The organism is Stenotrophomonas sp. SMYL11, assembly GCF_036320005.1.
Lineage (GTDB): Bacteria > Pseudomonadota > Gammaproteobacteria > Xanthomonadales > Xanthomonadaceae > Stenotrophomonas > Stenotrophomonas maltophilia_A.
In genome coordinates this window covers 179,372-192,359 of record NZ_JAWIRS010000007.1, presented here as the reverse complement: position 1 = coordinate 192,359, position 12,988 = coordinate 179,372, and the positions used below count along the sequence as shown (strand labels likewise).

Below are 12,988 nucleotides of genomic sequence, written 5' to 3'. Positions count from 1 at the left end.
GAGCAGGCCCAATCGGCCGCGTGACCCCGTCCAAGTCTCGGGGGTCACTTCACCATGGGGGCTCGATGGCGCCATCCATGGCGCCAACGGTCCTGCCTGGCCCACCCGTCCCACTCCTGACAGTTTCCTGCACGCGCGGAACGAGAGCAGGAATTCAAAAATTAAAAGAAGAAGCAGGATCAAAAGCTGTGCCAACCAAGGTTGGCAGCTACCAGGAGCGGATGGTCGGCGCTGAAACGCACCGCGCTCGCAGGAACGTGTCCAGAGGCGGAGGGGGCATGGCCGTGCAGGACCGTGAGGCGCATGGATGCGCCGACCGAGCCCCCATGGATGGGTTTACGGCGTGTCCTGCACGGCCATGCCCTCCGCCTCCCCACCTATCAGGAAGGCGCTGCTCTTGAGCTCTGGCTCTGGCTCTGGCTCTGGCTTCGAAAAGCGGGCCGGCGGGCTGCAAGCCCGCCAGCGAAAAAAAATCACCCGGCCACGATGTACTGCTGCAGCTGATCCAACTCCCGCCGCTGCGCGTCGATCACCGCCTTCACCAGGTCGCCGATGGAGATCACCCCCAGCACCGACCCGTTCTCCACCACCGGCAGGTGGCGGATGCGGTAGTCGGTCACCAGCTGCAGGCAATGCTCCACCCGCTCACCCGGCGACACCGTCACCACCTTCGCCGTCATGATCTCGGCCACCGCCGTATCCCGCGACGAACGATCACGCAGCACGATCTTGCGCGCGTAGTCGCGCTCCGAAAGGATCCCGACCAGCCGCGGACCGTCCATCACCAGCACCGCGCCAATGCCCTTTTCCGCCATCAACCGGATCGCATCGATCACCGCCGCATCCGGCGCGACCGCATGTACTTCAGGAGACTTGCCGTCCAACAGTTGCCGTACCGTGGTCATCTGCCTGCCCTCCGAGGGTGGGTTGCAGGGCCGAGTCTGCCACGGCGGATGCTAGCCACGCGTCAACCAGGTACAACGGGCGCTGCTTGGATTCCTCGTACAGCCGTCCCAGGTACTCGCCGATCAGGCCCAGCGCGATCAACTGCACCCCGCCCAGGAACAGGATCACCGCCATCATCGTCGGCCAACCCGCCACGCGGTCACCGTACAGGGCCGCCTTGGCAATCACCCACACGCCGAATACGAAGGCCACCGCCGCCGTTGCCAGGCCCATGTAGGTCGCCGCCCGCAGGGGAACGGTCGAGAACCCGGTGATGCCCTCCAGCGCGAAGTTCCACAGCCGCCACAGGCTGAACTTGCTGGAGCCGGCCACCCGCGCGTGACGGTGGTAGGGCACAGCAATACGCTTGAATCCGACCCAGCTGAAAAGGCCCTTCATGAAGCGGTGGCGTTCACGCATCTCGCGCAGCGCACTCAGCGCGCGTGGCGACAACAGGCGGAAATCACCGGTGTCGGCAGGGATCGGCGTGCGTGACAGGCGACCGATCACCCGATAGAACGCCGCCGCCGTGGCGCGCTTGATCCAGGCTTCGCCATCGCGGGCCATGCGCGTGCCATAGACGTTGTCATGGCCCTCGCGCCAGCGCGCAACGAACTGCGGCATCAGTTCCGGCGGGTCCTGGCCATCGGCATCCAGGATCATCGCCGCGCCGTCGCGCACCAGATCCAGCCCGGCAGTCAGCGCGGCCTCCTTGCCGAAATTGCGCGACAGCTTCAACGCCGATACGCGTGCGTCGTCCTGCGCCAATCCTGCGATCACCTGCCAGGTGCCGTCGTGGCTGCCATCGTCCACATACAGGATGTGGCCATCGATGTCGGGCATTCCGTCCAGCACGGCACACAGGCGGGGATGCAGGCACGGCAGCGCCTGCTCCTCGTTGTAGGCGGCGATGACGACAGTAAGGCGTTCGCGGTTCATGCCCTGATTGTACGTTGCCTGCAGGTACATGGCCTGCCACCCCGAGGACAGGTGTCCTCAGTCTTCCGACAGGTAAGCCGCGCCGCCCAGCTGCCGTGCCTGGCGCTGGATCCATGCCGCGCGCCGCTGCACGTACGGCCCTGGCTTTGCCGCGTTGTAGCGCCGCGGTGCCGGCAACACCGCCGCCAGCCGTGCACTCTCGGCCGGACTCAACCGGGACGCATCCTTGCCCCAGAACGTCTGCGCCGCTGCCTGCGCGCCATACACGCCATCGCCGAACTCGGCGATGTTGGCGTACATCTCCAGGATGCGCTCCTTCGGCCACAGTGCTTCGATCAGCACCGTGTACCAGACTTCCAGGCCTTTGCGGACCCAGCTGCGGCCCTGCCAGAGGAACAGGTTCTTGGCGACCTGCTGGCTGATCGTGCTGGCCCCCCGCAGGCGTCCGCCCTTGGCATTGTGGTCGCGGGCCTTCTCGATGGCCTGCAGGTCGAAGCCGTTGTGGTCGGGGAAGCGCTGGTCTTCCGCGGCCACCAGCGAGATCGGCAGGCTCGCTGCCATCTGGTCCAGGTCGCGCCACTGGTAGTGCAGGCGATAGGACCAGTCGGCCTCTCCCAATGCCTCGCCATAGCGCCATAGCATGACCGTGGATACCGGCGGGTCGATGAATCGCAGCACCAGTACCTGCAGGCAGCTGAAAGCGGCCAGCAGCAGCGGCAGCCAGAGCAGCCGTTTCCAGCGCCAGCGCCCGCGGCGCGGGACTTGCGCGATGGCCTCCACCTTGTGCTGCTCTCCCCCTGCCCCCATTACTGGTGCATCCTTCTTCTATCCGGTTGTCGGCGCATTATCCGGCAACCGCCCTCGTTTACGCGCGATGTGAGCCGATGACCGCCAACCCCGATTCCCTGATCCGCTTCCTGCTTCCCGACGCTGGCGTCCGTGGCGTCCACGTGCGCCTGCAGGCTACCTGGCAGGAGATCCTGTCCCACGCCGAGTACCCGGATACCGCCGCCGAGCTGCTCGGCGAGGCCTGCGTGGCCTCGGCGCTGTTCACCGGCCACACCAAGATCGATGGCCGCCTCTCGATCCAGCTGCGCAGCAGCACCGCGCTGCGCACCCTGTTTGCCGAGTGCACCGCCGCCGGTACCCTGCGCGGCATCGCCCAGCTCAGCGAGGGCGCCGATGCGCCGCGCGACCTGTCCAGCCTGGGTGATGACGCCCTGCTCGCGATCACCATCGAGAACCCGGGCCTGGACCCGCGCGAGCCGCAGCGCTACCAGAGCCTGGTCGCGCTGGCCGCACCGGAGCTGGACGAGGCCTTCGAGGACTACTTCCGCCAGTCCGAACAGCTGCCGACCCGCCTGCTGCTGGCCGCCGACCGCAACGGCGCCGCCGGCCTGCTGCTGCAGAAGCTGCCGGGCGACGAGGGTGACGAGGACGGCTGGGCGCGTGCCAGCGCCCTGTTCGAGACCCTGGGCAAGGCCGAGCTGCTGGCGACCCCGGCCGAACAGTTGCTGCACCGCCTGTTCCACGAAGAGAAGCCGGAACTGATGGGCGGCAAGCCGCTGTCCTTCGCCTGCTCCTGTTCCCGCGAGCGGGTCGCGTCGATGCTGCAGTCGCTGGGCGAGGACGAGGCCCGTGCCGCGGCCGCGGACACCGGCGCCGTCGAGGTCCGTTGCGAATTCTGCGGGCGGGAGTATCACTTTCCTTTGACGGAGTTCGGCATACTGTTCCACGGTGCCGAGGGGACTGTACCGGCGCCTGAACGGCTTCAGTAAACGGCTTGTCTTGCATCTGGGGGGATCAAGGCTTGTTAAGAATTCATAAACACCCTAGGATCAAGTTCCCGTCTCCGCGGGAACTTCCGTTGTCCGTCCCTGTCTGAACTGGTCCGATGCGTACCTTCCTGCGTCTACCGCTGGCCCTGCTGATCGCCCTTGGCGCGATCACGGGCGTGCACGCGCAGAGCAAGGACACCCGGACCGTGCTGCCGGTATGGAACAAGGGCAGCGGCAAGGTCGAGGCCCTGCTGTACCTGGAGCCCACCGGTGAACAGGCCGCCGGCGCCCGCTGGCACTTCGGCCGCAACTCACTGGATGCGGCCTTCGGCCTGTCCTCCGGCGATTCGCTGGGCCTGCTCTGCAACAGCAGCAGCGGAACCAGCATGAGCGGCCTGGCCAGTCACTGCATGCTGGCCAGCCTGGGTGACGACGACGACCTCAACAGCCGCCGCTTCACCGGTACCGCCGCGCTGAACCGCGGCAGCAGCCGTCTCGGCATCACCGCCGGCACCGGCCGTGAAACGCTGCCGGCGTGGTTGTCCGGCCCGAACAAGACACCCTCGCTGCGCGCCGAGCAGAACGATCTGACCGTATTCGCGCAGAAGAACATCGGCCGCGAGGGTTTTGTCTCGATCGCCGGTACCTACGCCAAGGCCCGCCTGGTACCGCTGGCCGATGCCGCACCGTCCATCGTCGACCGCTGGGACAGCAAGAGCCTGAGCATCGGCGCCGGCTACGGCAACTTCACCGGCAGCATCATCGGCCGTGTGATCGACGTGCCGGGCAAGCCCGGCAAGTGGGAAGGCCTGGGCATCGGCCTGACCTGGCGTACCCCGTGGTCTGGCCAGCTTACTGTTGGCGCCGAGAACGTGATCAGCCGCGGCAAGAATCCGTTCTCCCCGCGCAATGAAAGCAATGACGACGGCACCGTGCCGTATGTGCGTTACGAACAGGATCTCTGACCCCACCTCCCGGGTCTTCCTGCAGTGACTTCTCCCGGGCGCCGAAAGGCGCCCGTTGCGTATGCGCGATCGTGATACACGCAGAGCGCTTTTCGACGAATTGGATACCGTGCAATTCATGTCGACATACTGCGATACACATCAACGGAAACTTTTTTCGTCACTTTGAGCTAACAAACGAGACAAAGTGATGTCACCTGCGATTCAACCCCTTGATTTCGTGCATCAATTTTCATTTTTACCAAAATCATAGACTTGATTAACGCAGCTTTAATTCTTGGCGAACGCCCGCTACTATCGGCTCAGCCTCGCGATTTGGGAGCGCTTTTCGCTCCCCCGCCGGGCATTAACCCAGCCAAGATTTCTTGGAGAGAGAGAGCCAATGAATTTCCAGTCCAACAAGCTGCGCGATGCCGTTCTGGTCGCGCTCGTTGCCGGTGTGGCGTCCACTGCCACCGCCCAGGCCCAGGAAGCGACCAACCTTGACCGCATCTCGGTCACCGGTTCGCGCATCAAGAGCACCGACATCGAAACCTCGCAGCCGGTCCTGAGTCTGACCCGCGCCGACATCGACAAGCAGGGCGTGACCTCGGTCGCCGACATCCTGCAGCGCGTTGCCGCCAACGGCGCCGCCCTGAACCGTACCTACAACAACGGCGGTGACGGTTCGGCCGGCGTCAGCCTGCGCAACCTGGGTTCCGAGCGCACCCTGGTGCTGGTCAATGGCCGTCGCTGGACCACCGGCCTGGATGGCAGCGTCGACCTGAACACCATCCCGACCGCGATGATCGAGCGCATCGACGTCCTGAAGGACGGCGCATCGACCATCTACGGTTCGGACGCCATCGCCGGCGTGGTGAACATCATCACCAAGCAGAACTTCGATGGCGCGGAAGCCAACTTCTACAAGGGCCAGTACAGCGCCGGTGACGGCGACCGCGAAGCGGCCGACTTCACTCTGGGCACCACCACTGACCGCGCTTCGCTGGTGCTGGGCGTCTCCTACGTCAACGAAAAGGCCGTGATGGCCGGCGATCGCAAGATCTCCGCCGGTGGCCCGCCGTTCTTCAGCGGCCAGAGCAGCACCGGTATTCCGGGTTCGTATCTGCGTAACGACGAGCGTTACATCATCCTCAACGGCGTGGAAACGCCGTTCGATCCCAATGTTCACGGCTACAACACCGCGCCGGACAACTACCTGCTGACCCCCAACGAGCGCACCTCGCTGTTCGCGGTGGGTTCTTACAACGTTACCGACAACATCACCTTCCGCACCGAGGCGATGTACAACGAACGCAAGTCCGAACAGTTGCTGGCTGCCATGCCGGTCACCGGTCAGCGCCTCAGCGCGGGCAGCATGTACAATCCGTACGGCGTTGACCTGACTGGCGTCGCGCGCCGCTTCAACGAAACCGGTGGACGTTCGTTCAACCAGAACGTCAAGAACTGGCACTTCTACGGTGGTTTCGAGGGCTTCTTCGAATTCGCCGACCGCAATTTCGACTGGGATGTCGGCTACCGCTACGACAAGACCGACCAGAACGATCTGACCTACGGCCTGTTCAACAAGCAGCGTCTGGCCGAGGCATATGGGCCCTCGGCGATCCGCGATGGCAAGGCTGTGTGCCTCAACGCCGCGGGCGCAATCATTCCGGGCTGCGCCCCGATCAATCCGCTGGGTGGCCTGGGTTCGATCTCGCAGGAGGCACTGGATTACACCTCGTTCACCGCGCATGACTCCGCCAGCCTGGTGTCCAAGGGCTATTACGCCAACATCTCCGGCGAAATCGTGCAGCTGCCGGCGGGTGCATTGGGCTTCGCAGCTGGTTACGAATATCGTAAGGAAACCGGTCAGTTCGATCCGGACGCCTTCATCGCCTCGGGCCTGAGCACCGGCAACGGAGCATCGCCCACCAAGGGTAGCTATGACCTGGACGAGTTCTTCCTGGAACTGTCGATCCCGGTGCTGGCTGACCTGCCGGGCGCCAAGCTGCTCGACTTCAGCGCGGCAACCCGCTACTCGAAGTACAGCAACTTCGGCAACACCACCAACAACAAGTTCGGTTTCCGCTGGAAGCCGATCGACGACCTGATGGTGCGTGGTAACTACTCGGAAGGCTTCCGCGCCCCGAGCATCAACAACCTGTATCGCGGTGATGCTGACTCGTTCGAGACCTACATCGATCCGTGCTCCTCAACGTCCGGTCGCCGTACTGGCGCTATCGCGGCACAATGTGCGGCAGAGGGCGTGCCGGTCGGCTTCGTTCAGCCGGGCGCTGGTAGTGGTGCGAAGCAGACTCCTGAGCCGTTCACCTGGCAGGCCAACCCGAACCTGAAGCCGGAAACCTCGACCAGCAAGACGCTGGGTCTGGTGTGGAGCCCGAGCTTCGTGCAGGGTCTGAACGTGACCCTGGACTGGTGGCAGATCAAGATCGAGGACGCCATCACCCGTCCGGCCATCCAGGACATCATGGATCGTTGCTATGGCGGCACCGCGCAGGAGCAGGCAGCCAACTGCGGCCTGATCACGCGTGACCCGAACTACGGCAGCACCAACCAGCGTTACACCATCACCAACGTCAACATGCCGCTGCAGAACCTGGCGTCGTACAAGGTGGAAGGTTGGGATCTGGGCATCCTGTACAAGTTGCCGGAAACTTCGATCGGCCAGTTCACCATCACTCTGGACGGCACCTACCTGTCCAAGTGGGATACCAAGTCGACTCAGGATGCTCCGATCGAGGGTCGCCAGGGACGCTATCTCGACCAGGATCCCTACTGGCGCATCCGTTCCAATCTGTATGTCGACTGGTCCTACGGGGACTTCGGGGTCAACTACGGCATTCGTTACAAGTCCGGCATGACCGAACCGTGCCCGTTTGATCCAGTCGAGGAACCGGAAACCTTCGCATACTGCTCTGATGGCGCGAAGGGAACGAACCACATTGGTGCCACGACCTACCACGACATCCAGTTCCGCTACAACACGCCGTGGAAGGGCACCATCATGGTCGGCCTGAACAACGCGTGGGACAAGAGCCCGCCGGTTTCGTACTACACCTCGTACAACATGTTCGACCCGCAGTACGACCTGCCGGGCCGCTACATGTACATGCAGTACAAGCAGAAGTTCTGATCGATCCACTGATCAGCTGATGCAGCAACGGCCCCGCAAGGGGCCGTTGTTCTTTGTGCCTCCGGCAGTACGTGTGGCACGCAAGAAAAAAGCCGCGGCAATGCCGCGGCTTTCTCGTGACCAGTACGGCGATCTTCAACCGTTCGGAATCAGCGTCTCGATGAGATGCTCGACATAGGCCTCGAAATCCTCCCGCGCCTGCTTGGGCTGCTGCAGCTGCAGGGACAGCTGCAGGAAGCCGACATAGGCGGCGTAGGCCAGGCGTGCGCGGTGGCGCGCATCGGTGGAGCTGAGGCCTGCCTGGCGGAACGAAGCGATCAGATAGTCGAGGCGGCGCTGCGACACGCGGTCGATCACCGGACGCACCATCGGATGATCCAATGCCTTCAGCAGCTCGCTGTAGATGATGTGCGGCTGCACTTCATGCGCCACCATCTGGAACAGCTGGCGCAGGCGCACACGCGGGTCCGGTACGTCTTCCAGGCTGCCGAACACCTGTTCCTGTTCGAACAGTTCCCAGCGTTCCAGCGCGGCCTGCAGCAAGGCGTCACGCGAGGGGAAATGCCAATAGAAACTGCCCTTGGTCACGCCGAGTCGCCGCGCCAGCGGTTCCACCGCAACGGCGCCTACGCCTTGTTCAGCAATCAGGTCGAGGGCCGCCTGGGCCCAGTCTTCGGCACTCAGGCGGCTGTTGCGGCCGGCGCGCGGTTCGCCGGCAGAAGCGTCAGGTTGATTCATGGGCTGATTTAACCATACGCCGGGGTTCGTTGCAGTACGCCGTTGCGGGCGAAACCGTCAAAGGACTCTCCCGCAGGGCTGCCGCACCGCACCATACGATGCAGTATTGACTTCCCTCACAAGCGATCCATACTAGCAAGTATGGTTACGTCCCCTACTCCCGCTGCGTTCCATGACCTGCACCTGGAGGCGGCCCATGGTGCCCGCCTCGCCGCCACTGCCAGCGACCACGGTCGTCGTGGCCGGGTGCTGTTCGCGCACGGTTTCGGCCAGACCCGTCACGCCTGGAATGCCACCGCGCGTGCCCTGTCTGCAGCCGGCCTGCAGACGCTGGCTTATGACGCACGTGGTCACGGCGATTCGGACTGGAATGCCGCCGACCTGCCCTATCACGGCGAACAGTTCGCCGATGACCTGATCGTGCTGGCCGGTGAACAGCCGCGCCCGCCGGTGCTGGTTGCAGCCTCGATGGGCGGCCTGTTCGGCCTGCTGGCCGAGTCGCGCTGGCCAGGCCTGTTCTCGGCGATGGTGCTGGTCGACATCACGCCGCGCTGGGACACCGCCGGCGTCGAACGCATCCTGGCCTTCATGACCGCCCATCCCGACGGCTTCGCCTCGCTGACCCAGGCCGCCGACGTGATCTCGGCGTACATGCCGCACCGTCCACGCAAATCCGAGCAGTCGCTGCGCGCGCTGCTGCGCGAGGACGGCCATGGCCGCTGGCGCTGGCATTGGGACCCGCGCCTGGTGGCCGAGCTGGCCCGCGACAGCGAGCAGCACCAGGATGCACTGGCCGAGGCCGCGCGCCAGGTGAAGTGCCCGCTGCTGCTGGTCAGTGGCGGACGCAGCGACCTGGTCACGCCGCAGACCGTGGCCGAATTCCTGGCGTTGGCGCCGCACGCGCGTCATGTACAGCTGCCGCAGGCCACGCACATGGTCGCCGGCGATGACAACGACGCCTTTACCGCTACTGTGTTGGACTATCTGGACGTGTTGCCCGCAGCAGACGCTGCGGCTTCGTCCGCCACAAACGAGCACGTCACCGGAGCACGCTCATGAGCATCGTTCTTCCCTTCCTCGCCCTGCTGCTGGCAGGCGCGTTCGTCGCCTACCACCGCATGCGGCTGGTTACCTGGACGCTGATCAGCGTGGCCCTGCTGGCCGCCTGCTGGTTCATTCCCTACGTCAACCAGACCGCCACGATCGTCGCAGCCGCTGTATTGGCCGTCATCGCCGTGCCGCTGCTGCTGCCGTTCATCCGCAAGCCGCTGCTGACCGGCCCGATGATGAAGGTGTTCCGCAAGGTGCTGCCGCCGCTGTCGCAGACCGAACGCATCGCGCTGGAAACCGGCTCGGTCGGTTTCGAGGGTGAACTGTTCACCGGTGATCCGGACTGGAACATCCTGCTCAACTATCCCAAGCCGCAGCTGACCGCCGAAGAACAGGCCTTCCTCGATGGCCCGGTGGAAGAGCTGTGCACGATGGTCAACGACTGGGAAATCACCCACGTCCACGCCGACCTGCCGCCGGAACTGTGGGCCTTCATCAAGAAGAACAAGTTCTTCGGCATGATCATCCCGAAGGAATACGGCGGCCTGGGCTTCTCTGCGCTGGCCCACCACAAGGTGATCCAGAAGCTGGCGTCGGTGTCTTCGGTGGTCAGCTCCACCGTCGGCGTGCCCAACTCGCTGGGCCCGGGTGAACTGCTGGTGCATTACGGCACCCAGGAACAGAAGGACCAGTATCTGCCGCGCCTGGCCGATGGCCGCGAAGTGCCGTGCTTCGGCCTGACCGGTCCGTTCGCCGGCTCCGACGCCACCTCCATTCCGGACTACGGCATCGTCTGCAAGGGCGAGTGGAACGGCGAGCAGGTGCTCGGCGTCAAGCTGACCTTCGACAAGCGCTATATCACCCTGGCCCCGGTCGCTTCGCTGATCGGCCTGGCCTTCCGCATGTACGACCCGGATGGCCTGATCGGCGATACCCGCGACATCGGCATCACCCTGGGCCTGCTGCCGCGCGACACCGCCGGTGTTGAAATCGGCCGCCGCCACTTCCCGCTGAACTCGACGTTCCAGAACGGTCCGATCCGCGGCAAGGACGTGTTCATTCCGCTGACCCAGCTGATCGGTGGCGCTGCCATGGCCGGCAAGGGCTGGAACATGCTCAACGAGTGCCTGGCCGTGGGCCGCTCGATCACCCTGCCGTCCACCGCCAGTGGCGGTGCCAAGGCCGGTGCCGCCGTGACCGGCGCCTATGCGCGCATCCGCAAGCAGTTCGGCCTGTCGGTCGGCCGCTTCGAAGGCGTGGAAGAAGCGCTGGCCCGCATCGGCGGCAAGGCTTACAAGATCAGCGCGCTGTCGCAGGCCACCGCCGCGGCGGTTGACCGTGGTGACGTGCCGTCGGTGCCGTCGGCGATCGCCAAGTACCACTGCACCAACATGAGCCGCGAAGTGATCTCGGACATGATGGACGTGATCGGCGGCAAGGGCATCATCCTGGGGCCGCGCAACTTCGCCGGCCGCAGCTGGCAGGCCGCGCCGATCGCGATCACCGTGGAAGGCGCCAACATCATGACCCGCAGCCTGCTGATCTTCGGCCAGGGTGCGATCCTCTGCCACCCGTGGGTGCTGAAGGAAATGAAGGCCGCGCAGGATCCGGATACCCGTGCCGGCCTGCAGGAGTTCGACCGCAGCCTGTTCGGCCACATCCGCTATGGCCTCTCCAATGCCGTGCGTTCGTTCTGGTTCGGCCTGACCGGTGCACGCTTCGGTGCTGCCCCGGGTGACGCCTACACCCGCCGCTACTTCCGCAAGCTGGACCGTTACTCGGCCAACCTGGCGCTGATGGCCGACATCTCGATGATGACCCTCGGCGGCAAGCTGAAGTTCAAGGAATCGCTGTCCGGCCGCCTGGGCGACGTGCTGAGCCACGTCTACATGACCAGCGCCATGCTCAAGCGCTACCACGACGAAGGCGCACCGCAGGCCGACCAGCCGCTGCTGGCCTGGGCTTTCCATGACAGCGTGCACAAGATCGAAGAGTCGCTGTCGGCGGCCCTGCGCAACTTCCCGATCCGTCCGATCGGTTGGCTGATGTGGGCGTTGATCTTCCCGCTGGGCCGTCGTGCCGAGGCCCCCGGCGACCGCCTGAGCCGCCGTGTTGCCGCTCTGCTGATGGCACCGAATGAAGCCCGCGACCGCCTGGCCAGTGGCGTGTTCCTGACCCCGTGCGAGAACAACCCGGGCGGCCGCATCAACAGCTACCTGAGCAAGGCGATCATGGCCGAGCCGGTGGAGCGCAAGTTCCTGAAGGCGCTGAAGAGCAAGGGCATCGAGGCGCTGGACTTCAAGAGCCAGCTGGACGAGGCCGTGGCCGAAGGCGTGATCACCCAGGACGAGCGCAGCCTGCTGGAAGAACTGCGTACGCTGACCCTGGACACCATCACCGTGGACGACTTCGACACCCACGAACTGCGCGCGGCCAGCTACTACGACCGCCAGCACAAGGACCCGCATTCGCAGGCGGCCTGATCGCCCGCGACACGCGTTGCCTCGACGGCGGGCCTCGGCCCGCCGTCGCTTTATCCGCCGACCGGAATACCCCTCATGTCCACGCCCCTGCTCTCGCTCTACCACCGCCTGCAGCGCTGGCCTGCCGGCAACTGGCTGTTCTCACGCGCGGTGTGTTTCAAGGCGCCCTACTTCGCCAGCATCGCACCGCGCATCACGCGCCTGGAGCACGGCCGCTGCGAAGGCACGCTGGCCGACCGCCGCAAGGTGCGCAACCACATCGGCACGGTGCACGCGATCGCGATGTGCAACCTGGCCGAACTGACCGCCGGGTTGATGGTCGATGCCTCGCTGCCGAAGGGCATGCGCTGGATTCCGAAGGGAATGCAGGTGCAGTACCTGGCCAAGGCGCGTGGCACGCTGCATGCGGTGGCGCTTCCGGCGCAGCCGATCGTGGTCGCGGCCGAGGGCTATGCGCTGCCGGTGACGGTAAGCGTGCGCGATCGCGCGGGGACGGAGGTGTTCAGCGCGGTCATCGACATGTGGATGTCGCCGGCGAAGTAGTGTTCCCGCCAACGGCGCAGCCCCTCGTGGGTGGGCAGTTGGTCGCGGAAAGCCCAGGTTTGGCTGAGGGCGGTGGGTTCACGGGGGACGCCGTGAACCCGTCCCTGGGGGCTTGACCGCGGCATCCATGCCGCAGACACCCCCGCGAACCCACCGCCCCCAGCCTCTGACAGATCTCTGCGGCGTCCACCCACGGAAGAGAAAAGAAGAGCAAAAGCAAAAGCGGCCCACTGGCCGCTTTTTGCTGTTGCTGTTGCTGTTGCTGTTGCTCTTGATCTTCTTTTTCTTCTCCGTGGGCTGGCCGCGCAGGGAGACTATCGGGGGTGGGGGGGGGGGGGGGGGCGGGGGGGGGGGGGGGCGGGGGGGGCCGCCCGCGCCTACAAGGGCGGTAGTGGAACGGGGCCACCGCCC

At 65.0% G+C, this 12,988-nt stretch carries 10 protein-coding genes; 6 read left to right on the top strand and 4 right to left on the bottom strand.

The window, feature by feature from the left end:
* Positions 1 to 473: 473 nt before the first annotated feature.
* The 3 genes from V3B46_RS12445 to mtgA are packed head-to-tail and all read right to left on the bottom strand — an operon-like array spanning position 474 to position 2,691.
* Positions 474 to 905, bottom strand: a complete 432-nt coding sequence (locus tag V3B46_RS12445) for a CBS domain-containing protein (protein WP_329892009.1) — start codon at positions 903 to 905, stop codon at positions 474 to 476.
* Positions 865 to 1,884: a glycosyltransferase family 2 protein gene (locus V3B46_RS12440; protein WP_154353179.1), complete on the bottom strand. Its 1,020-nt coding sequence runs from the start codon at positions 1,882 to 1,884 to the stop codon at positions 865 to 867. Before V3B46_RS12440 ends, V3B46_RS12445 begins: the two co-directional genes overlap by 41 nt.
* Positions 1,885 to 1,941: 57 nt before the next feature.
* The gene (mtgA, locus tag V3B46_RS12435) at positions 1,942 to 2,691 is read right to left on the bottom strand and encodes a monofunctional biosynthetic peptidoglycan transglycosylase (protein ID WP_154353180.1); all 750 of its coding nucleotides are present in this window, start codon (positions 2,689 to 2,691) and stop codon (positions 1,942 to 1,944) included.
* A 77-nt stretch (positions 2,692 to 2,768) separates the two neighbouring features.
* On the opposite strand from mtgA, the gene hslO reads away from it, so the two are divergent.
* The 3 genes from hslO (at position 2,769) to V3B46_RS12420 (ending at position 7,763) form a co-directional block, all read left to right on the top strand.
* A complete protein-coding gene (gene hslO / locus V3B46_RS12430; protein WP_154353181.1) occupies positions 2,769 to 3,662 on the top strand; it encodes an Hsp33 family molecular chaperone HslO in 894 nt (297 codons plus the stop codon).
* 116 nt (positions 3,663 to 3,778) lie between these two features.
* Positions 3,779 to 4,627: an XOO1806 family protein gene (locus V3B46_RS12425; protein ID WP_049420960.1), complete on the top strand. Its 849-nt coding sequence runs from the start codon at positions 3,779 to 3,781 to the stop codon at positions 4,625 to 4,627.
* A 382-nt stretch (positions 4,628 to 5,009) separates the two neighbouring features.
* Positions 5,010 to 7,763 (top strand): TonB-dependent receptor plug domain-containing protein, encoded by a 2,754-nt coding sequence (locus tag V3B46_RS12420; RefSeq protein WP_164171696.1) that lies wholly within the window; start codon positions 5,010 to 5,012, stop codon positions 7,761 to 7,763.
* Between the two features lie 135 nt (positions 7,764 to 7,898).
* Here V3B46_RS12420 and V3B46_RS12415 read toward each other — a convergent pair whose 3' ends face one another.
* Positions 7,899 to 8,501: a TetR/AcrR family transcriptional regulator gene (locus V3B46_RS12415; protein WP_006464233.1), complete on the bottom strand. Its 603-nt coding sequence runs from the start codon at positions 8,499 to 8,501 to the stop codon at positions 7,899 to 7,901.
* A gap of 141 nt (positions 8,502 to 8,642) precedes the next feature.
* On the opposite strand from V3B46_RS12415, the gene V3B46_RS12410 reads away from it, so the two are divergent.
* The 3 genes from V3B46_RS12410 (at position 8,643) to V3B46_RS12400 (ending at position 12,577) form a co-directional block, all read left to right on the top strand.
* Positions 8,643 to 9,560, top strand: coding sequence for an alpha/beta fold hydrolase (locus V3B46_RS12410; RefSeq protein WP_329892008.1), 918 nt, complete (start codon positions 8,643 to 8,645; stop codon positions 9,558 to 9,560).
* Positions 9,557 to 12,034, top strand: coding sequence for an acyl-CoA dehydrogenase (locus V3B46_RS12405; protein WP_032130064.1), 2,478 nt, complete (start codon positions 9,557 to 9,559; stop codon positions 12,032 to 12,034). Before V3B46_RS12410 ends, V3B46_RS12405 begins: the two co-directional genes overlap by 4 nt.
* A gap of 75 nt (positions 12,035 to 12,109) precedes the next feature.
* Positions 12,110 to 12,577 (top strand): hotdog fold domain-containing protein, encoded by a 468-nt coding sequence (locus V3B46_RS12400; RefSeq protein ID WP_154264203.1) that lies wholly within the window; start codon positions 12,110 to 12,112, stop codon positions 12,575 to 12,577.
* Positions 12,578 to 12,988 lie beyond the last annotated feature (411 nt).